This window comes from Streptomyces sp. NPDC089799 (assembly GCF_040684755.1).
Taxonomy (GTDB): Bacteria; Actinomycetota; Actinomycetes; order Streptomycetales; family Streptomycetaceae; genus Streptomyces.
In genome coordinates, this window is the sequence record NZ_JBFBGR010000036.1 from 23,950 (window position 1) to 45,073 (window position 21,124).

Consider the following 21,124-nt stretch of genomic DNA (forward strand, 5'->3'; position numbering starts at 1 on the left):
GTGGTCAGTGGGTGTCCGGGGCCCGGGCGCGCAGCCGCCGCCGCGCCGTGTAGCCGGAGAGGCCCACGGCCAGAAGGAGCGTGCACCCGTTGAACAGCGGCGTGGCCCAGAACTGGGCGCCGAGCTGCCCGATCCCCGCCAGCCCGACGGCGAGCAGGCCGACGGCCACCAGGGTGCCCAGCGCGTTGGCCCGGCCCGGCCGGACCGTGGTCGAGCCCAGCAGCGCGCCGACGAACGCGGGCAGCAGGTAGTCAAGGCCCACGCTCGGGTTGCCGATCTGCTGCTGCGCGGCGAGCAGGACCCCGGCGAGGCCCGCGACCAGGCCCGAGCCGGCGAAGGCGCAGACGGAGTACCGGCGGGTGCGGATGCCGAGGATCCGGGCGGCCCGCGGATTGGACCCCACGACGTACAGGTACCGGCCGAGCGGCAGCCGCTCCAGCACCACCCACAGCACGGCGGCGGTGGCCGCGACGTAGTAGGCGGGCAGCGGCAGGCCGAGGAACCGGGCGTCGTAGAGGCCGGTGAACGCGGCCGGCAGGCCCTCCGGGCCGGGCACGATCCGCCCGCCGTCGGTCAGCCATCCGGAGACGGCGTACATGATGCTGCCGGTGCCGAGGGTGGCGATCAGGGAGTCGATCCGGGCGAACTCGACGATCACCCCGTTCACGGCGCCGACCGCGGCCCCGCCGAGCACGACGGCGAGGCAGGCGGCCGGCCAGGGCGTCCCCGCGTCGACGATCAGGTACATCACCAGGACGTGCGCCAGCCCCAGCCCGTAGCCGACGGACAGGTCGAACTTGCCGGTGGCGATGGGCAGCGTCACGCCGAGCGCCAGCAGGGCCGGGATCGACTGGTTGGACAGGATCGAGGACACGTTGTCCCGGGTGGGGAAGGTGTCCGGCAGCGTGGCGGAGAACAGCGCGAAGAGTACGACGGCCAGCGCCAGCAGTCCGTAGCTGCCCAGGAGGTGGTGCCCGCGCGGGGACCAGCGGGTCACGGCGCCGCGTCCCCGGTCACCGCGGGCAGTGCCGAGGCGGCGCGGGTGAGCGCGGCGGGCGTCAGCGCGGCACCCGTGAGCTCGGCCGCCACCGCACCGCGGACGAACACCAGCGCACGGTGGCAGAGGTCGGCGACCTCCTCGAAGTCGGTGGACACCAGCAGGACCGCCAGCCCCTCGCCGGCCGCGGCGTCGAGCAGCCGGTGGATCGCCGCCTTGGCCCCGACGTCCACGCTCGCCGTCGGCTCTTCCAAGACCAGCAGCCTCAGCCGCCCCCGGAGCGCCCGGCCGAGGACCACCTTCTGCTGGTTCCCGCCGGACAGGGCCGCGATGGCCGCCTCCGTGTCAGGGGGCCGTACCGCGAACCGCTCGACCAGGTCCGCCGCCTCGCGCCGCTCGCGCCGGGGCAGCAGCGGCCGCCACGCCGGCACCCCGGCCGCCCGGGGATTGGCCAGGAAGTTCTCCCGCACCGTCAGATCGGGGGCGCAGCCCTCCTCCTGGCGGTCGGCGGGCACCAGACCGACCCCCCGCCGGACGGCGGCGGCCACCGACCGCGGGCGGTACGGGCGCCCGTCGAGCAGCGCGAGCCCGCCGAGCGGCGGCAGCGCGCCGGCCAGGGCCCGGCCCAGGTGGACGTGCCCCGCACCGGTCAGCCCCACCATGCCGAGGATCTCCCCGGGCGCCAGGTCCAGGCTGACGGGCCCGGTCCACCCGGTCGTCACTGCGTCCAGGCGCAGCACGGGCGGACCGCTCCCGGGCACGGCGGCGTCCGGGCCCCGGCCGGCCGGTGCCGTGCCCGCGATGTCCCGGACCAGCCGGGCGGGCGGGTACCCGGCCAGCGGGCCCCGGCCGGTCAGCCGGCCGTCGCGGAGGACGGCGAACGTGTCGGCGACCCGGTACACCTCGTCGAGCCGGTGGCTGACGTAGAGGACGCCGTGCCCCCGGTCCCGCAGCCGGTGCAGGACCGCGAACAGCCGGGCGCAGTCCGCGGCGGGCAGCGTGGCGGTCGGCTCGTCGAGGACGAACAGCTCCGCCCGGCGGGCCAGCGCCCGCGCGATCGCCACCAGCGAGCGCTCGGCGGGCGGCAGGTCCGCGATCCGGGCGCCGGGGTCCAGATGGCCGGCGACGACCGCGAGGGCCTCGGCGCACCGGTCCCGGGTGCGCCGCCACGAGATCAGGCCGTGGCGGCGGGCGTAGCCCGTCCCCAGGGCGATGTTCTCGGCGACCGTCATCCACTCCACCAGGCCGAGGTCCTGGTGGATGAAGGACATCGCCGCGGACGCCCCCTCGGAGCCGAGCGGGTGCCCGGCGACCGTCACCTCGCCCTCGTCGGCCCGGTGTACCCCGGCGAGGACCTTGACGACCGTGGACTTCCCGGCACCGTTCGGGCCGAGGAGGGCCAGCACGCTGCCGCCGTACAGGTCGAGGCTGACCCGCTCCAGCGCGACGGTGCCGCCGAACCGCTTGCCCAGACCCCGGATCCGCACGAGGGGTTCCGCGCCGGAACCCCGGGGACGGCGGCCCGCCGGGGGGTCGGAAGGGTCATGGGCGTCATGCACGGACGTCTCCGGAGCCGGCCTCGGATCTCCCTCGCGGGAGCGTGGGACAGACAGGATGCTACCGGGATGAAAAGGGCGTTCTCTGGCATTGCGGGACGTGCGGCGGATGTCATGCGGCGTCCAGGGCGCATTCGGCCCAGATCACCTTGCCCTCGGGGGTGTAGCGGGTGCCCCACGCCTGTGACAGCTGGGCCACGAGGAACAGGCCGCGCCCGCCCTCGTCGGTGCCGGCCGCCCGCCGCAGGTGCGGGGCGGTGCTGCTGCCGTCGGAGACCTCGCAGATCAGGGTCCGGTCGCGGATCAGCCGCACCCGGATGGGTTCGCCGCCGTACCGGACCGCGTTGGTGACCAGCTCGCTCAGCATCAGCTCGGTGGCGAACGCGAGCTCGTCCAGCCCCCAGTCGGCCAGCCGGCGGGTGGCGGCGGCCCGGATGTCGGAGACCCGCGCGGGATCGGCCGGCACGTCCCATACGGCGACCCGGTCGTCGGACAGGGTGTGGGTACGGGCGACCAGCAGGGCGATGTCGTCGGTGGGGTGTTCGGGCGCCATGGCGTCCATCACGGCCTGGCAGGTGTCCTCGGGGGTCCGGCCGGGGTGCGCCAGGGTGCGCCGCAGGTCGTCGAGGGCGAGGTCGATGTCACGGTTGCGGTCCTCGACCAGCCCGTCGGTGTAGAGGATCAGCGTGCTGTCCCGGGGGAGCTCGATCTCGGCCGTCTCGAAGGGCAGGCCGCCCAGGCCGAGCGGGGGCCCGGCGGGCAGGTCGGGGAAGCTCACCGTGCCGTCGGGGCCGACCAGCGCCGGCGGCAGGTGGCCGGCCCGGGCCATGGTGCAGTGCCGCGAGGTCGGGTCGTAGACGGCGTACAGGCAGGTGGCACCGACGATGCCGTTGCTGCCCGTGGGCCCGTCGTCGCCCTCCTCCCGGTCCAGCCGCACCAGCAGGTTGTCCAGGTGGGTGAGGAGTTCGTCGGGGGCGAGTTCCAGTTCGGCGAAGTTGCGGGCCGCGGTCCGCAGCCGGCCCATGGTGGCGGCCGCGTGCAGGCCGTGGCCGACGACGTCCCCCACCAGGAGGGCGACCCGGGTGCCGGACAGCGGGATCACGTCGAACCAGTCGCCGCCCACCCCGGACTCGGCGGGCAGGTAGCGGTGGGCGACCTCGACGGCGCCCTGCTCGGGCAGGCCGCGCGGGAGCAGACTGCGCTGCAGGACCAGGGCCAGGGTGTGCTCGCGGGTGTAGCGGCGGGCGTTGTCGATGCACAGGGCGGCCCGGGCGCAGAGCTCCTGCGCCAGCCGGCCGTCGTCCTCCCCGTAGGGGGCCGGGTCCCGCAGGCGGTAGAAGCTCGCGATGCCCAGCAGCGCGCCGCGGGCGAGCAGCGGGACCGCGACGAGCGAGTGCACCCCGTAGGAGAGGAGCGCGAGCGAACGCTCGGGGCTCTGGGCGAACCAGCCCGCCGCGTCCTTCAGCTGCGGCTCCAGGACCGTCTGCCCGCTGCTCAGGGCGCGCATGTGGGGGGTGCCCGGCCGGAAGTCCAGTTCCTGTCCCGCCGGGTAGAAGGGGCAGTCGTCGGTGATCCCGTGGAGCACGGTGCGGTGCAGGTCGGTCTCGGGGTCGAAGGTCTCGTCGCCGCGCAGCACGGCCTCGGGCAGGTCGACGGTCACGTAGTCGGCCAGACCCGGTACCGCCAGCTCGGCGAGCTCCGCGGCGGTCCGCGTCACGTCCAGCGTGGTCCCGATCCTGGCGCTGGCCTCGGCCAGCAGCTCCAGCCGGCGGCGCGCCTGGACGGCGTACTTCCCGACCTCCGGCTCGCCGACGAGGACCAGGCCGCGGACCGAGCCGGGACGCGCGCCGACGCTGCCGCCGCCGCTGCCGGTCCCGGCCGCCGGGCCGGCGCGCGGCGCGACGGAGAGGTGGTGGACGGGCGGGGTGTTGCTGCCGATCACGGCCTCGACGACCATGCCCTGCACCCCGGAGGCGCTGGTCACCGGGTGGCTCAGCAGGGTCGCCCCGCGCCCGTGGGGCAGGGGCACCTCGATCGCGCCCCGCCGGGACAGGGCGATCAGCTCGGTCGCCTTCTCCTGGAGGATCCGCCGGTCGTGCGGGTCCAGTTCCAGACCGGCCGGCTCGACCAGTTCCTCCAGCCCGTCCGGTCCGGCCGGGACCGCCGGGCCGAGATGGCGCCCGTTCCCGGCGCTGCCGGCCGGTGCGGTCCGCCGCCGTTCGGCGTCGAGATAGGTCCGCAGCAGCCCGCGCTCCCGCGCCGAACTCTGCTCCATCAGCCGCCGCTCGATGGTCTCGGCCGCCCGGCGGACGAGGACGGCCAGGGCGGGGCGTTCGTAGGCGTGCGGATAGCCGAAGCAGAGCACGCCCACGGTGTCCCCGCTGAGCTGGTCCCGGATGGGGACGGCGCAGCAGGCGCTCGTCTGGCTGCGCTCCGCGAAGTGCTCGGCGCCGAAGACCCGGACGAAGTCCCGCTCGGCGAGCGCGAGGCCGATGCCGTTGGTGCCGGCGTACCGCTCGGCGAAGACGAAGCCCGGCACGCCCTGGATCGGGGGCAGGGTCCGGGCCAGCGCGGGGTCGCCGAACCGGCGCTGCAGCACCGTGCCGTTCGCGTCGGCGACGGAGATGTTGATCTGGCTGCCGGAGAACCGGGACTGCAGCTGGTCGAGCACGGGTACGGCCGCCCGCACCAGGCGGCTGTCGGGGTCGAAGTCGTCCCGGTAGGGCAGCTCCGTCTGATCCGGGGAGAGCCCCAGCAGCCGGCAGCGCAGCCACGAGTTCAGGATCGGATCCCGCACCCCGGTCTCGACCGACTCGCCCCCCAGGAACCGCTGACGGGAGCGCGCGGGACCGATCTGTTCTCCCGTGACCCCCATCTGCATCACTTCCCCTGGCCGGACGGTGGGTGAAGTTGCATCGGCGCCTTTGAGTATATTCCCGGCGATTTGTCCCTTCACAGGAGAGCGACGGGATTGACCGGGGATCCCGTGCCGCCGGGAACGTTCAGCGGAGTGACGACGATCATGAACTCATGGCGTCCCGCCGCGGCGCAGGCGGCGGAGAGCGCCTCCAGGTCCAGGTTGTCCAGCAGCGGCACCCCCATGGCCGCGACGGCCAGGGCGTGCACCGGCGAGTGCACCCCCTCGACCGGGGAGGGGCGCAGGTCGCTGTCCCCGTCGGCGCCGAGCAGGCTGACCCCCCGCTCGGCCAGCAGCGGCACCGCGTCCACGTGGAAGCCAGCGCTCGCCGCGCCCACGTCCCACGGCCCCCTCTCCCGGAGCCGCCGGAAGCGGCCGGAGCGCAGCAGCACCGCGCACCCGTCGTCCGCCGACACCCCGAGCGCCTCCTCGGCGGCGAGCACGTCAGTGGCGCGCACGGCCCGGCCGGGTTCGAGCCAGCCGGTCCCCAGGACGAGGGGCAGGTCGAGGAGCACGCCCCTGGTGACGAGCGGGCCCAGCGCCGCCACCGAACCGAATCGGGCACCGTCGGCGCCGATGGCCTCGCGGGCCGGGTGGCCCCCGTAGAGCCGCCCGCGGTAGGCGACGTGGGAGAGCGCGTCGAGGTGGCTGACGGACTTGCCGTGGTAGTCGGTGCCGAGGAAGTCCTTGTGGGTGGCCGGCTCCGGCGGCTCCACGTCACCGAGGTCGGACATGTAGTGCAGGGCGGGCCTGGGGTTGTCCGGGCCGGGCCGGGTGTTCCAGGGCAGCCCCAGGGGCACCGCCGTACCGTCCCGGACCAGGGCGGCCGCGCGCCGTACGTGCGCGGGGGTGACCCGGTTCCAGGCGCCCCGGTCGGCCCGCTCCCAGCGGCCCCAGGTGCTGACCTCGGCGAAGAGGGCGTCGAATTCCCGACGGGAGACCCGCGGAGCCTGCGGAGCCTCCGCGGGGACGGTGCTCGCGGGGTCGTTGCTCACCCCGTATCCCTACCCCGCCGGCGCCGCGGTGCGCGGTGACGCGCCGCCGTACGTCATGACGTGTCGTGACGAGTGGCGTGCGTGCGTCCGGGCGAGGCAGGCTGGACCCATGACAGCGCCGTTGCGCGCGCCCCCGGAGGCGGGAGCCGGCGGCCACCACCAGGTCCTCTTCCGCATCGTGGAGGCCGTGCCCTTCGCGATCGCCCTGCTGGTGCTCGTCATCGAGCTCACCCCCGCCCACGTCGTGTACACCGGCCCCCTGCTGGTCGCGACGCCCGCCCTCGCGGCGGTGACGATGGGCCCGAAGGGCACGCTCGCCGCCGCCCTGCTGGCGGTCGTGGTCAGCGTGATCACCGCCACCCACAACCATGCCTGGGGCGGCCAGCAGGTCTACACGAACCTGTTCGCCCTCACCATGGTGTCGGCGGCGAGCTTCATGACCAGCCGGGCGGTGAGCAGGCGCCGGGAGAACGAGCTCAATCAGGTCCGCCGGATCGCCGCGGCCGCCCAGGACGTCCTGCTGCGCCCCGTGCCCGCCAGACTGGGTCCCGTACGCGCGGCCAGCATGTACCTGGCCGCCGAGACGGGCGCCCAGATCGGCGGCGACCTCTACGACGCGGTCCAGACCCGGTACGGGGTACGCCTGATCGTCGGGGACGTACGGGGCAAGGGGCTGCCCGCGGTACGGGCCGCGGCGGTCGTGCTCGGCGCGTTCCGGGAGGCCGTGCACTACGAGGACGACCTGGTGGAGGTCATCAACCACTGCGGGGCGGCCCTGCGGCGGGACGCCGCGCTCGCGGGCGCGAACCGGTCGGGCGGGGAGGACTCCGTACTGGAGGGCTTCGTCACCGCGGTCGTGGCGCAGATCCCCGAGGGGAACGACGTCGAGCTGATCAACCGGGGGCATCCGGCGCCGCTGCTGCTGCGTGACGGCAGGGTCCGGCCGCTGACCCCCAGCGTCCCGCTGCCGCCGCTCGGCCTGGAGGAGTTCATCACCGGGCCGCCCGGGCGGCTGGAGAGCTATTCCTTCGTGCCGGGGGACCGGCTGCTGCTGCACACCGACGGCGTGCTCGAGGCCCGGGACGGCGAGAACTCCTTCTTCGACCTGGCAGGAGCGATGGAGAGGATGGGCGGCCATACCCGGAAGGGGTTCCTGGAGGGACTGCGCGAGGCGCTGCTCCAGCACACACGGGGCCGCCTGGGGGACGACGTGGCGATCCTGCTCGTCGACCGGCTGGACGCGTGAGGGGGGACCCGGATGCGTCGTGAGGGGGGACCCGGATGCGTGAGGTGCGGCCGGGCGCCCGAGCGGACCGGCCGGGCGCATGAGGCGACCTACGAAACGGGCTCCCTGCGCCGGTATGGTCCGGATCAGGTGATGGAGGTCGCCCTCGGGTCGTGGACCGTCGGGCCTCTCAGCCCTACCGCTGCAGTCGGCCAGGGCGGCGAACCTGCTTCCGCCTCAGTCGGCTACTCCGGTCGGACTCCCTCGCTCGCTTCGTAGGTCTTATGGGTTCCATTGCCCGCTCACGGCGGGGAGAAACCTTTTTGCGTGGTTGTGTTCGGATTTTTTCGAGCGGATCGGGACTCCGGGGCGGACGGAGGGCCCGGGGCGGGGCCGGCCTGCGCCGCCCGGAGCGGAGGGGCGGTCGGTGAGGGGGGCGGCCGGCCGGCCGCGTGGCGGTCACCGAAAGGGAACCGGTGTTCGCAATTCGGCTTCCGATTGTGAAGAAACGAGCATTCGGTTATGAAGATCTCATTTCTCTGCACAAGGTGGGATCCGGGTCATTGCGTGAGGGGGGACCCGGGTGATAATTCTTGAGTCTGCGCCTGATGGGGACGAGTCGCGACGGACAGGAGCGGGGGTCCTGCGAGGAGGGCACGTGAGGCGGATTCAGATCCAATTCGAATCGCGGGCGATCCGCAAGGCGTCAATCCGGTTGCGCGCTCCCAATTTCGTGACCATCGACGAGAGGTAGTTGCGCACGGTCCCCTGGGAGAGGTGCAGTCGTGCGGCGATCTCGACCACCGTGTCACCCCGGGACACGTGCTCCAGAACGGAGAATTCCCGAAGACTCAGCGGGCAGTTCTCGTTGACCAGGGCGGCGACGGTGAGCTCGGCGTCGAATACCCGCTCCCCCTGGTAGACGCGGTGTATGGCCTCGAAGAACTGGCGCGGCGGAACGCTGCGTTCCACCATGCCGCCGATGCCGGCGGCGAAGGCCTGGCGGACGACGGACCGGGTGAAAGCGGTCGCAAGTAACATGCTCCGGCACCCGGGGAGGCTCGCGATCTTCTCCGCGACGACGATCGCGTCGCTGTCTGCGCCTTCGAAGCTGATGATCACCACGTCCGGCTTGTGTGACTCGGCGAACTGAAGTGCGTCCAGATTGCTTTCCGCTGAGCCGATGACGCGTATCTCGTCGTGCCGTTCGAGCAGTGCGGTAAGCCCGTAACGGGACAGGTGCAGGTCATCGGACACCAGTACATCGATTCCCACTCGATCCCCCAAAGTAGTTCCTCGACCGGCCGGTCAGGCCGAAACGTGTCACTCGCGATCGATAATAGCGAACGCGTGCGAAAAGTTGAAGCCGACTCTCCTCACCCGCACCACGGAAAAGCGGAATGCGCGCTCCCCGAACGAAACGGATTCGTTTCCGGGGTGCGCGAAGTTCGTTCCAGCTTCACCTAACTGCTGCAACGCAACAGAATCGGCCGGTACCGGATCGATGAACAGCAGTCGCTATTCCGGTTCCGGAGGAGAGGAAAAGCTCGACCCGGGGTTGGTCCGCCCCGGGCTTGTTGCGCGCACGGTCACTCCTCCCGTCCGCCGGGCCGGCCGTGGTCATGGGCCGGTGCTGCGGTCGGTTCCCCGAGCAACCTGCGGGGTGCAGCTACACGGTGCTGCAGGTCCGTCTGCGATGTCGATCCCGTCGGGTCGCTCGGTAACGGACGTCCATGTCTTTCCTCCGGATGCGGCAATCACGTCAAGTGCTCTTGCCCGTGGGCGCGTTCAGCTGAAGGAGGCGTACCTCAAGGTGGCGGCGACGCGTGCTCCGCGTATGCGGAAAGGCGAAACCGGCGCGCAGTCTTGACGCTGTGACGGCGACGCAGGAATGGGCGTGGCAGCCGGATGGTGCGCTGAGGTCAGCCAGGGGTTATCGCCGGGTCAACTCATTTGCGACTGCTGCACGGTTCGCGCGGCAGTCCGGGCGCTGTGACATCCTGCAACGATCGCCATGCTTGCATGTGTTGGCGTAGGTACACAAAGCCCCCGAGTAAACCACCAGTCAAAGATTGACTGAGCACGTTTCCCCCGTCTTCCACCCGTAAGGTGTACGCGGTCACACGGTAGCGGTGGGGCGGCTGATTGTCACCCCTCCCGCTCGAAGCGCAAGCGTACTCCGCTCGATGCGTCAACTCGGGCCATATGGAGATGTGTTGGTGGCTGTGTCCGGCGTGGGTGGGGATGTGCCGCGGGGCCCGTTACGCCTCTCCGTGCAGGCCACGGGCGGGGTCGGCGCCACCGCCGGCCCGACGGGCTCCGCCCGGGTTCTCCTCTTCTTGCGGCGTGTCTCCCCGACTTGACGGTGCATCAGTCACGGCTGCGCGGTAGGGTAATATTCGGACGTGTTTCGAAACGGGGTGGCGGCGCGGTGATCACGAACGATGCCGCCCGGACCGGGGGCGGGTGACGGGCGCGTGCCGCCGGGGTGAAGAGGGTGGAGGACCCGCACGGGCCGGCGTGGGGCGGCCTGGCCGGCCTGGGGCTCGGGGTGGGATGAAGAGCAGGGCTGCGGGGTGACGCGCCGGGCCGGCCGGCGAGTGGCGACCCGGGCCTGACGGCCGGGGCGTGCGGACCGGGGAGCGGGAGGTGCCGCCCCGGCGGCCTCGGCGTGCGCCGCCCCGGCGGCACGGGTGTGCGCCGGCTCCCGCCGTGCGCACCGTACGCCCCCCATCGGCGCCCGCGTTTGGAATGCCGTGATTTACGCGCGCTCCGGCAGCGCGCTATTGCGCGTGTTCGCGTCCCGGGGTTCACGAGATCGCTACTCGCAGGTACGCTCCAATTCGACGACTGCAATCACCGGATGCCGCCCGGACCTTGCCTCCTGTCCGGGGCCTCTCCGTGCCGTGCAGGATTAACCGCAAGTCGTGAGAAACGCATATGAGAATGCCCGGGGCGGACGCTGTAGCGTGGGCGGCGGAAACAGATACGTGATGGTTTCGGTCGGCGGAAGTCTCACAGCGTCGCGCAGCGTGTTCGCGAACTGATACGAGCCGGATCGCCGAGCGGGAGCGCGGGTTGACCCCTGGTCAGTCCCATGGCGCGAAGCCGCCGCAACCGGATCGGTCCGGCATTTCAGTGCCCGGGAACTGCCGACTCGACGGGCATCGAACTGGGAGGAACCACAGCATGAGCATTCCTGTCTACATTACGTCAGCCGCGACCTGGATTCCGTCCGCGGAATCGTGCAAGGACGCGCTGGCCGAGGGCAGGTACAGCGCCGAAGAGAACGAAGTCAATGACATCCCCTGCCTCCCGGTCGCCTCGGCCGACATATCTGTTCCGGACATGGGTGTCATCGCGGGACGAAAGGCCCTAGAGCGGGCCGCCGGCGTGGTCGGGGAGCAGGTCGACCTGGTCCTCCACGCCTCGATCTACCACCAGGGCCGCGACCACCACTGGAACTCCGCCCCCTACATCCAGCGCGAGCTGGGGATCACCGACGCCTTCGCGCTGAACGTGGAGGGCATGTCCAACGGCGGCATGGCCGCGATGGACCTGGCGGTGGCCCAGCTGGAGACCGGCCGGGCCAAGAGCGCCCTGATCACGACCGCGGACCGGTTCTGTCCGCCCGGCTTCGACCGCTGGCGCGGCTCCTACGGCATCGTCTTCGGCGACGGCTCCACCGGCATGGTCCTCTCCACCGAAGGCGGCTTCGCCCGCATCAAGGCCATCGCCTCGCTCACCGACGCCTCCCTGGAGCCGCTGCACCGAGGCACCGACCCGTTCACCTCCACCTACGGCGAGGTGATCGACGAGAACCTGCGGGTGGCCAAGAAGTCCTACCTGGAGGAGGTCGGCAAGGAGTCGGTGCTCCAGCGCGCCGAGGAGGCGCTGCTCCGCGTCGTCCGCAAGGTCTGCGAGAAGACCGGCCACAAGACCGAGGACTTCGCCAAGGTCCTGCTGCCCAACATGGGCAACCTGATGATGCACGTCCAGTTCTACAACCCGCTGGGCATCACCGCCGACCGCACCCTGTGGAACTGGGGCCGCTACACCGGACACCTGGGCGCCGGAGACCTGACCGCGGCCGTGGCCCGCCTGGTGGAGACCAAGGAGGTCCGGCCCGGCGACCACGTGCTCCTGGTCGGCGCCGGCGGCGGGTACTCGCTGACCGCGGCGGTCGTCGAGATCGAGTCGGTGCCGGAATGGACCGAGATGACCACCGACTTCGAGCTGCCCGCCGACGTCACCCGCTGAGAACCACGGCCGGCATCCGGGGCGGACGCCGGCCGTGACGGCCGGCGTCCGGTACCTCCCCCGCACCCCGCCGCATCCCCACGTCCCGTACCGCCGGCCGCGCGGGTTCGACCGCCGAACCCGCCGCCGGCGTGACCCGAGGAGAGATCCGTGCCCCTCGACCGTTTCGTCCGCGCCCTGATCCAATGGCAGGCTGTCGATCGACCGGCACCCGTACGCACGCTCCCCGTGGAGGAGGTGCGCCGGCGGTACGCCGACGGCGCGACCCGCACGCGCGGCGGCGCCGCGCCCGAGCCGGTCGCCGAGGTGTCCGACCGGACGATCGGCGTCCCGGACGGCAGCTTCGGGGTGCGCACCTACCTCCCGGTCACCGACCGGGGCCGCCTCGTGACCTACCTGCACGGCGGGGGCTGGGTCGTGGGCGACGTCGACACCCACGACGGGGTGTGCCGGCGCATCGCCGCCGTCCTGGGAGCGGTGGTCGTCTCCGTCGACTACCGCCGCGCACCGGAACACCCGCACCCCGTCCCGCTCCGGGACGGCATCGCCGCCGCCGAATGGGCGGCGGCCGCCTTCCCCGGGCGGGAACACGTGATCGCCGGCGACAGCGCCGGCGCGAGCCTGGCCGTGGGGATCGCCCTCCACGAGCGCGACCACGGCACCGTGACCTTCGCCGCGCAGGTCCTGGTGTACCCGCCGGCCGATCCCGGACTCACGTCGGAGTCGGCCAGGACCTACGGGACGGGCTACCTGTCCGACGTCGAGGACCTGCGCTGGTACTACGAGCAGTACGTGCCGCGGCCCCGGCACGGAACCGACCCGATCGACCTGCTCGGCGCGGACCACCGGGGGATGCCCCCGACGGTGATCGGCACCGCCGAGTACGACGCCCTGCACGACGACGGCGTCGCACTGGCGGCCCGGATGGCCGCCGACGGCGTCGAGGTGCGGCACGTCCCGGCGCCGGGCCTGGTGCACGGCTACCTCCTGCTGGCCGACGTCGTTCCCGCGGCAGCGGAGGCGACGCACCGGGTGCTGGCCGCCGTGGAGCACCTGCTGACCCAGGTGGCGGTGCCGCACTAGGGCCTGTCCGGCGGATCAGGGCCGCCACCCCGGCCACGATCCGCCGGACAGGCCCCCAGTCGGGCCGGGCCACCGGGTCCGTACCCCGCGCCGGCTGTGCGGCGCCGCGGGGCACGGACCCGGACCCGGCCCCGGTACCCGGCCCCGGACGGGGCACGGAGCACCGGACCGGTTCCGGGTGCCGGCCTTCCCGGCGCGCCCGGCGCCCCGGCGTACCCGGCCCGCCGGCCGTGCGTCCGCCGCACGCCGCGGACCTCCGCCCCGTGTCCGCCTCTTCCTGCTCCCACTTCTTCCTGCTTCGACTGTCCCGCTCGGAGCCTTCCCGCTTCCCCGCATTCCCCGGCCCTGACGGGCAGACGGTGCACCCGGACGGCGCGCGCCGGCCCGCGTGCACGACGACCGGCCAACAAGGAGACCTGACCGTGAGCACCACCGGACCGCATACGACCGTGGGCGTCCGCACCCTCCGCGACGCCCTGTTACTGCGCAGCGAGAAGCAACCCGACGAAACCGCCTTCGTGTTCCTGCACGACGGTGAGGAACCGCAGGAGACGCTCACCTACCGCGAACTCCACCACCAGGCCGGCCTGCGGGCCGCCGCCTTCGCGGCCCACGGGCTCGCCGGCCGGAGCGCCGTGCTCGCCCACCCGGCCGGACTGGAGTTCGTCCGCACCCTCCTCGGCTGCATGTACGGACGCGTGGCCGGCGCCCCCGTCCAGGTGCCCCGGCGCCGCGACGAGGTCGAGCGGATGCGCCGGATCGCCGACGACGCCGGCACCTCGACCGTCCTCACCACCAGCGAGGTCGCCCGTGACCTCCGGGAGAACTTCGGCGACATGCCGGCCCTGGCCGGCCTCACCCTGATCGCCACCGACACCCTCCGGTACGACCCGGCCGCGCCCCTGCCGGCGCCCCCCGGCCCCGAGGACACCGCGCTGCTGCAGTACACCTCCGGTTCCACCGGGACCCCCAAGGGCGTCGTCGTCACCCACGCCAACTTCCTGGCGAACGTGGCCGAGACCGACGAGGTGGGCCCCTGCGAACCCGACGGCACCGTGGTCAGCTGGCTGCCGCACTTCCACGACATGGGCATGCTCTTCGGCATCGTCATGCCCCTGTGGGCGGGCATCCCCTCCTACCTGATGCCCCCGGAGGCGTTCATCCGCCGCCCGGTCCGCTGGCTGGAGGCCATCGCCCGGTACGGCGGGACGCATTCCGGCGGACCCAGCTTCGCCTACGAGCTCTGCGCCCGGGCCGCCGCGGAAGGCAAGGCCGATACGGTGGGCGACCTGTCCCGCTGGCGCCTGGCGGCCAACGGCGCCGAGCCCGTCCGCTGGTCGACCATCCGCGCCTTCACCGAGGCGTTCGCGCCCCACGGCTTCGACTCCCGCGCCATGTGCCCCGGTTACGGCCTCGCGGAGAACACCCTCAAGACCACCGGCTCCCGCCCGGAGGACGAGCCCGCCGCCCTCTGGGTCTCCGCCGCCGCCCTGCGCGACGGCACCGCGCTGCCCGCCGGCGAACACGACGAGGGGGCCGTACCCCTGGTCGCCAACGGCGGCACGGTCGGCCGCACCGTGATCCGGATCGTCAACCCCGCCACCCGGCGGACCCTCCCCGACGGACGGGTCGGCGAGATCTGGATCTCCGGCCCCTGCGTGGCGGCCGGCTACCTCGGCCGGGAGGCGGAGAGCGAGCGGACCTTCCGCGCACGCCTCGCCGGCCCCGGCGCGCCGACCGCTCCCCACCTGCGCACCGGCGACCTCGGCTTCCTCCACGAGGGCGAGCTCTACGTCACCGGGCGGCTGAAGGACGTGATCATCCGCAAGGGCCGCAACCACTACCCGCAGGACTTCGAACTGTCGGCGGAACGCGCCGTACCGGGACTGCACCCCAACAGCGCGGCCGCCTTCTCCTGCGACGACGGCGAGCGCGAGCGTCTGGTGCTGGTCGTGGAGGCCGACGGCCGGCTGCTCAACACCACCGGTGCGGAAACCATTCGCCAACGCGTGTACGACGCGGTGCGCGAAGGCCACCGGATCACCCCGGACGAGGTCCTCGTCGTACGGCGCGGAGCACTGCCGAAGACCTCCAGCGGCAAGGTGCAGCGCCGCGAGTGCAAGCGGCGCTACGAGAACGGCGAACTGAACGCGGCGGGTGAAAGGGCCCGGTGACGGGTAGGTCCGGTGCGGCTGGTCTCCGGGCATTGATTTCTCCAATGCGTTTGTGTGAAACGCATGGGTACGTATGTGAAGTTAATCTGTCGCGACGTGAACTCCGGCTGATACCGTCGGGATTGTTCCGCAGATTTCAGGCAGGGGGGCCGGCACTGTGCCAGACCAAGCTGTAGCAACGGATACGCCCTGGGAGAAAGTGGCGGATTCCATCGAGTTCATTCCCGGCGAGTACGCCGTCAGGACCCATTCGGAATCCGCGGCCCGGGAAATGCTGCGCTGCGGGCCCGAGGAGATCGAGCGGCTCGTCGACGCGGGCCTGCCTTTCGAGGAAAAGTCGGGCGTGCGGAATTTCGACGCGAACGACCTGTACAACCTCGGAATGTACTCGGGCAAGTCGAACACGCAGCCCGAGCTCGCCTTCCGCATGCTCTTCCGTTTCGCCGGGCGGTCGATGGACGACCTGCTCCGCGAGAAGACCTGGGACTTCCGGGTCCACCTGGAATGCACCGAGTGCGACGGGGTCGCACCCTGGCGGTTCGAGGCGCCCGACGCCGCCCGCTTCGGCGGGCGCGTCGAGGGCGGGACGGCACCCGTGCCGAGCGCCGGGTCTGCCGAGTACGCGGCCACCGTCACCACCACCGGGGTGCGGACCCCCCTGGTCTCCTCCGAGCTGCGCAGGCTGACCCGGGAGTACCTCGGCGCCGGCTACCGCTGGCAGATGATCCCCGTCGCCATGCAGGCCGACTATGCGCTGGTGCACGACCTGGGCGCGACGAGCTGCATCGCGGCGAGCCTCCTGCTGGCCGAGCGGTTCCGCGCGGCCGGCTACCGGGCCGAGGCGAAGCGGGGCTGGTTCTGCGGCGTCCTCGGCGGCGCCCTCGACCTGCCGCACGCCTGCGTGGAGGTCGAGGACGAGGACGGTGTGCTCAAGACCGTGGACATCGCCAAGGCGCAGCTGGCGGCACGGCTTTCGGCCGACACCGGGGACTTCCAGGAACTGTGCATCGGGTCGATCTACAACAAGGTGATTCCGTCCACCGCTTCCGGTAACGGGTCCTTCGGCTATCACGAATGTGGCTCACCGCTTCCGGTCCACGTGCGCGCCGACATCCGTTCGGCGCGTTGACGCCGAGTTGACGCCGAAGAAGTCCCCGGTGCCGAAGTCGCATTTCCAGAGCCACTCCGTTGGGAAGGATAGTCAAAATGGCGGTACGTGAGATCGAACCGGTCGTGCTGGAGCTGGACCGGCTGGAGCAGCTGGCCGAGTCCGGGTACTACAACCCGTACACGATGTTCGACTGGCCCGAGAAGATCGAGCCCGACATGCCGTGGATGAGCGAGAGCCTGACCACGCTGGCCGGAACCCCGATGTGGGACGAGCTGACGCGTGAGCAGCAGATCGCACTGACCCGGTACGAGGCGATCAACTTCTTCAGCCTCAACATCCACGGCATCCGCGAGCTGATGAGCGAAGTCGTGATGCGCATCCACGAGCGGACCTACGCCGACGTCTCGGAATTCCTCCACCACTTCATCGGTGAGGAGAACGAGCACATGTGGTTCTTCGCGCAGTTCTGCCTGCGCTACGGCGGCAAGCTCTACCCGGCCCAGCCCACGCTGAAGGCCGACTCCGTGGACCACCTCTCGCCGGTGGCCCGCGAGCTGATCGTGTTCGCGCGCATCCTCATCTTCGAGGAGATCGTCGACTACTACAACGCGCACATGGCGACGGACCAGTCGCTGCCGCACATCGCCCGCGAGATCAACCGCGTCCACCACCAGGACGAGAGCCGCCACGTCGCGTTCGGCCGGATGATCTTCACCAACCTGCTCTCCCAGGTGGCGAAGCGGGACCCGGAGGAGGTCCCGGTGGTCGCCGAGTACCTGGAGAACTACCTCCAGTACAGCATCGGCACCCTCTACAACCCGGCCGCCTACCGCGACGCCGGCATCCCGGACCCGCTGGCGGTGCGCCGTGCCGCGCTGGAGCACCCGGCCCGGATCGAGGCCCACGACGCGGTGCTGAAGCGGACCCGCAAGTTCCTGTCCAAGTCGGGCGTGGGCCGAGAGGTGATCAAGTGACCACCGAACCGATGCAGGCGGTCCGCGAGTTCATCACCGGCCGGAACCCCAAGCTCGGCGTGCTGACGGACGACCTGGACCTGATCGACAGCCGGGCCATCAACTCCCTGGCCTTCGTCGAGTTCATCTTCCTGCTGGAGGAGCTCACCGGCGAGCCGATCGACCCGGAAGAGCTGGACCTGGACGACTTCCGCACCCTCCTCGCGCTGGAAGCACGATTCTTCAAGAAGGAGCCGGTCCGATGACCACAGCGACCGACAACGGCCTCGGAGTCCTGCAGGGCAGCCAGCTCAAGCTGCTGCGGGCCGCCGACGCGGTCTTCCTGCGCCTGGCCGAACGCTGGGACGCGCCGGAGTTCCGCTACCCGTTCCTGATGCGGTGCAAGGACCTCGACACGTTCGACTACTACGACAACTTCCCGCACCTGGGACTCACGGCGACCCGGCTCGACCCGGAGCGCCTCGGCGGCCTGCTCGGTGAGGCGCCCCGGCCCGTGGACCGGATGCCCACCGAGGTGATGGAGCCGACCTCGTTCGCCCTCCCGTCGGCCGCCTGCTACTCGATCTACGTCGACCTGGCCGGCCGTACGCTGCCCGCCGAGGGCACCATGGTCACCACCGTCGGAACCTGCTTCCGCAACGAGGACCACTACCGGGGCCTCCAGCGGCTGCTCGGCTTCTCCATGCGGGAGATCGTCTGCATCGGACCCGAGGACCGGGCGAAGGACCACCTGCTCCGCGCCAAGGACGCCGTCACCGCCCTGTGTGACGAGCTCGGCCTGGACATGAAGATCGAGCCCGCCACCGACCCCTTCTTCGACAAGAACAGCGGCAAGGCGAAGATGCAGCGGCTGTTCCCGGTGAAGGAGGAGTTCATCGTGAACGGGCTGTCCATCGGCTCGGTCAACTACCACCGGAACTTCTTCGGCGAGCGGTGCTCCATCGAGGCCGGCGACAGCACCGCGCACACCAGCTGCCTCGCCTTCGGACTGGAGCGGTGGGTGCACACCCTCACCGAGCGGTTCGGCAGCGCGGAGGCCGCCCTGGCCGCGGTCGAGAGCCTGAGCTGATGCGTCCCCCACTGGCGGCGGTGCTCGGCATCGACGTGGGCCTGCTGCAGTCGGGCATGGGCGGAGTCGCCGGCGCGGAACTGGCCTGTGCGGTGTCCAACGCCGGCGCCGCGGGCTGCGCGGGCGGCTACAAGCTCGTCGGCGCCCCCCTGTCGGCCATGCTCGACCGGCTCGGCACGGGCACCGACCGGCCCGTCGGCATCAACCTGATCCCCGAGGTGGTCGGAGCCGAGGAGCTCGACCACCAGCTCACACAGGTCCTCGACGAGACCCCGCCGCACGTGTACGTGTCCCTCTTCGGCATGCCCGACGACAAGGTCTTCGACCGGGTCGCCGACGCGGGCCGGCACCTGGTGGTCCAGGTGGGGACCGTCGAGGACGGGGTCCGCGCGGCCGGCCTGGGCGCCGTGGTGGTGGCCCAGGGCATCGAGGCCGGCGGCCACCTGCTGGGCACCGCGAGGCGCGACGAGCTGGTCGCCGCGCTCCGCGCGGAACTGCCCGACGCGTGCATCGCGGCATCCGGAGGCATCGGCTCGCCCGAGGAGGCGGCCCGGGCCGTCGCCGCCGGCGCCGACGGCGTGCTCCTCGGAACGGCCTTCGTGGTCGCCCACGAGTCACGGGCCCACGAACGGTTCAAGGCACTGGTGACCGCGGCCGGCGAGAGCGACACCGTGATCACCGACGTCTACGAGATCGGCTGGCCGGGCCGCCGGCACCGGGTCCTGGCGACCGCGGTGACCGCCGACCCGGACCAGCCGAAGAAGTTCATCGGCAAGACGGTGGTCGAGGGCAAGCCGTACCTGGTGCCGCGGTTCAGCGCGGCGGTCCCCACCGAGGCCACCACCGGCCGGATCGAGGAGATGGCCCTCTACTGCGGCCTCTCCTGCAGTGCGATTCCCGCCGAGACATCGGCCGCCGACGTCGTCGCCGGCTTCGCGGGGGTACTTCCCGGTTCCCCCGCGGTCACGAACTAGAGAAGGACGAAGGACGAGACCATGACGGACACCGAAGCGCCAGAGAGCCCGTACGACCTCTCCTACGAGGAGGGCACCGAGCGCATCACCACCCGCGAGGGCGTGGAGATCTACTACGAGTCCCACGGCGAGGGACCCACCACGATCCTCACCCTCAACAACTTCTTCATCACCGCCCCGTTCTGGCGGTCCCACACGCAGTCGCTCATCCAGAACCACCGGGTGATCAGCTACGACCTGGCCAACCACGGCCGCTCCAGCCGCCTCGACCGCGAGCCGACCTGGGAGGAGCACGCCGAGGACGTCATCGGGATCCTCGACGCCCTGGGCGTCGAGTCCGCGTACCTGGTCGCCACCTCGGCCTCCACCCAGATAGCCCGCGACGTGGCGATCGCCCACCCCGACCGGGTCAAGGGCCTGGTGCTGGCCGGCCCCGTCTACGGCCTCCGCGGCTTCCGCCGCCACCGGCAGCTCAACAAGTCCTGGCTGCTGACCCTGCAGAACCACGGCATGGCCTCCCTGTACAACCAGATCTACGCCGAGGTGATCAGCGGTCAGATGAACGAGGAGGGCGGCACGCCGGCCTTCCTCGGGTTCCGCGAGAGCTTCATGGCCATGTCCACCCCCGAGGAACTGGCGAACGGCCTCTCCCTCGTGCAGACCGGTGACACCGACCCCGAGCTGCTGACCCGCGTCACCGCCCCGTCGGTGATCTACCTCGGCGACGACGACATCCTGCTGAGCCCGGGACGCGGCCGGGAGGTGGCCGCCCTGTTCCCCGACGGCCGCCTGGAGCTCGTCCCCAACGCCGGCCACGTGCCCTTCCTCGACGACCCCGACGGCTTCGAGGCCGTCATCCACAAGCTGATCGAAGAAGTGGAAGCGCGTGGCTGACACCGGGGTCCGCGAGGCCGACACCGAGGTCGCGGTGCGGCAGCGCATCCGCGACCTCCTGGTGGAGCTGTTCGGCCGTGAGCGCTTCCCCGGCGGCATCGAGGACTCGGTGTCGCTGCGCGAGGCCGGACTGCCCTCCACCGGACTGGTCAGCCTGCTGGTGGCGATGGAGGACGCGTTCGGGTTCGAATGGGACGACGACGTCCAGCCCGAGGTGCTCCGCTCCGTCGACTCCCTCACGGGCCACGTCCTCGCACTGCGCGGCTGACGGCAGCGGGACCTGCGGTGGCCGTCGCCCTGGAACTCCCCGAGGGGGTGGCACCGCAGACCACGGTCTCCTGCCACCCGGTGCCCCCGCCCCACGGTCCCGCCGAGCAGTTCGCGGCGGGCCGCCGCGCGGCCGCCGCGGCCCTGGCGGCGGCCGGGTCGGCCGAGCGGACCGTACCCAGGGGACCCGGCGGCCGGCCGGGCTTCCCGCACGGGTTCGCCGGTTCGATCTCCCACACCGACCGCCTGGCGGTCGCCGTGGTGGTCCCCGGCGCCGCCGCGGTGGGAGTCGACATCGAGAACGCGGCCATCAGCCCGCGGGCGGCCGCGTTCGTCCTCCGCGAGCGGGAGCGGCGCCTGCTGCTCCCGCCCGGCGGGGCGTACACCCCGCGCGATCTGTTCGCCGCCAAGGAGGCCGCCTTCAAGGCCCTCAACGGCATGGGCGCACTGGGCGAGTTCGTCTTCTGGCGGATCGAACTCAGCCTCTCGGACACCGGGCTGACCGCGTCCTACCGCGGTCAGCCGGTCCCGGTGTGGGTCCGCTCGGAAGCCGATCTCTCGTTCGCCGTGTCCATACGGCGCTGAACTCCGCGACGCGCCTCTCCTCCGCGCCCCGTCCGGCCGGAGG

At 71.9% G+C, this 21,124-nt stretch carries 17 protein-coding genes and 1 riboswitch; of the genes, 12 read left to right on the top strand and 5 right to left on the bottom strand.

The window, feature by feature from the left end; all coding sequences use genetic code 11:
- Nucleotides 1-4: 4 nt before the first annotated feature.
- From AB0O36_RS30275 to AB0O36_RS30290, 4 genes are all read right to left on the bottom strand, one after another.
- Nucleotides 5-997, bottom strand: coding sequence for an ABC transporter permease (locus AB0O36_RS30275; protein WP_365115693.1), 993 nt, complete (start codon nucleotides 995-997; stop codon nucleotides 5-7).
- Complete coding sequence (locus AB0O36_RS30280; protein WP_365115694.1) at nucleotides 994-2,556, bottom strand: sugar ABC transporter ATP-binding protein; 1,563 nt, start codon at nucleotides 2,554-2,556, stop codon at nucleotides 994-996. Before AB0O36_RS30280 ends, AB0O36_RS30275 begins: the two co-directional genes overlap by 4 nt.
- Before the next feature lie 109 nt (nucleotides 2,557-2,665).
- Entirely contained in the window at nucleotides 2,666-5,428 is a 2,763-nt protein-coding gene (locus AB0O36_RS30285) for a SpoIIE family protein phosphatase (protein WP_365115695.1), read from the bottom strand.
- Between the two features lie 77 nt (nucleotides 5,429-5,505).
- Nucleotides 5,506-6,465 carry a cyclase family protein gene (locus AB0O36_RS30290; protein ID WP_365115696.1) on the bottom strand — a complete coding sequence of 320 codons (960 nt, stop codon included), beginning with the start codon at nucleotides 6,463-6,465 and terminating at the stop codon, nucleotides 5,506-5,508.
- A 109-nt stretch (nucleotides 6,466-6,574) separates the two neighbouring features.
- Between AB0O36_RS30290 and AB0O36_RS30295 the strand changes: the two genes are divergently transcribed.
- The gene (locus AB0O36_RS30295; RefSeq protein ID WP_365115697.1) at nucleotides 6,575-7,711 is read left to right on the top strand and encodes a PP2C family protein-serine/threonine phosphatase; all 1,137 of its coding nucleotides are present in this window, start codon (nucleotides 6,575-6,577) and stop codon (nucleotides 7,709-7,711) included.
- An 85-nt stretch (nucleotides 7,712-7,796) separates the two neighbouring features.
- Nucleotides 7,797-7,966, bottom strand: a riboswitch (TPP riboswitch).
- Nucleotides 7,967-8,359: 393 nt separating this feature from the next.
- Here the strand turns inward: AB0O36_RS30295 and AB0O36_RS30300 are convergent.
- Complete coding sequence (locus AB0O36_RS30300) at nucleotides 8,360-8,947, bottom strand: response regulator transcription factor (RefSeq protein WP_365115698.1); 588 nt, start codon at nucleotides 8,945-8,947, stop codon at nucleotides 8,360-8,362.
- A gap of 1,932 nt (nucleotides 8,948-10,879) precedes the next feature.
- Here AB0O36_RS30300 and AB0O36_RS30305 point away from each other — a divergent pair.
- From AB0O36_RS30305 to AB0O36_RS30355, 11 genes are all read left to right on the top strand, one after another.
- Complete coding sequence (locus AB0O36_RS30305; protein ID WP_365115699.1) at nucleotides 10,880-11,950, top strand: ketoacyl-ACP synthase III family protein; 1,071 nt, start codon at nucleotides 10,880-10,882, stop codon at nucleotides 11,948-11,950.
- A gap of 150 nt (nucleotides 11,951-12,100) precedes the next feature.
- Nucleotides 12,101-13,033: an alpha/beta hydrolase gene (locus AB0O36_RS30310; RefSeq protein WP_365115700.1), complete on the top strand. Its 933-nt coding sequence runs from the start codon at nucleotides 12,101-12,103 to the stop codon at nucleotides 13,031-13,033.
- Nucleotides 13,034-13,455: 422 nt separating this feature from the next.
- Nucleotides 13,456-15,207, top strand: a complete 1,752-nt coding sequence (locus AB0O36_RS30315; RefSeq protein ID WP_365115701.1) for a fatty acyl-AMP ligase — start codon at nucleotides 13,456-13,458, stop codon at nucleotides 15,205-15,207.
- A gap of 199 nt (nucleotides 15,208-15,406) precedes the next feature.
- Nucleotides 15,407-16,336, top strand: a complete 930-nt coding sequence (locus AB0O36_RS30320) for a hypothetical protein (RefSeq protein WP_365115703.1) — start codon at nucleotides 15,407-15,409, stop codon at nucleotides 16,334-16,336.
- Between the two features lie 77 nt (nucleotides 16,337-16,413).
- Entirely contained in the window at nucleotides 16,414-17,292 is an 879-nt protein-coding gene (locus AB0O36_RS30325; protein ID WP_365115704.1) for a diiron oxygenase, read from the top strand.
- A complete protein-coding gene (locus AB0O36_RS30330) occupies nucleotides 17,289-17,537 on the top strand; it encodes an acyl carrier protein (RefSeq protein WP_365115705.1) in 249 nt (82 codons plus the stop codon). The genes AB0O36_RS30325 and AB0O36_RS30330 overlap by 4 nt, the downstream gene beginning before the upstream one ends.
- Nucleotides 17,534-18,361 (top strand): aminoacyl--tRNA ligase-related protein, encoded by an 828-nt coding sequence (locus AB0O36_RS30335; protein ID WP_365115706.1) that lies wholly within the window; start codon nucleotides 17,534-17,536, stop codon nucleotides 18,359-18,361. The genes AB0O36_RS30330 and AB0O36_RS30335 overlap by 4 nt, the downstream gene beginning before the upstream one ends.
- Complete coding sequence (locus tag AB0O36_RS30340) at nucleotides 18,361-19,335, top strand: nitronate monooxygenase (protein ID WP_365115707.1); 975 nt, start codon at nucleotides 18,361-18,363, stop codon at nucleotides 19,333-19,335. Before AB0O36_RS30335 ends, AB0O36_RS30340 begins: the two co-directional genes overlap by 1 nt.
- 21 nt (nucleotides 19,336-19,356) lie before the next feature.
- The gene (locus tag AB0O36_RS30345; protein ID WP_365115708.1) at nucleotides 19,357-20,229 is read left to right on the top strand and encodes an alpha/beta hydrolase; all 873 of its coding nucleotides are present in this window, start codon (nucleotides 19,357-19,359) and stop codon (nucleotides 20,227-20,229) included.
- A complete protein-coding gene (locus AB0O36_RS30350) occupies nucleotides 20,222-20,497 on the top strand; it encodes a hypothetical protein (RefSeq protein ID WP_365115710.1) in 276 nt (91 codons plus the stop codon). Before AB0O36_RS30345 ends, AB0O36_RS30350 begins: the two co-directional genes overlap by 8 nt.
- Before the next feature lie 17 nt (nucleotides 20,498-20,514).
- The gene (locus AB0O36_RS30355) at nucleotides 20,515-21,081 is read left to right on the top strand and encodes a 4'-phosphopantetheinyl transferase superfamily protein (RefSeq protein ID WP_365115712.1); all 567 of its coding nucleotides are present in this window, start codon (nucleotides 20,515-20,517) and stop codon (nucleotides 21,079-21,081) included.
- Nucleotides 21,082-21,124: the final 43 nt, after the last annotated feature.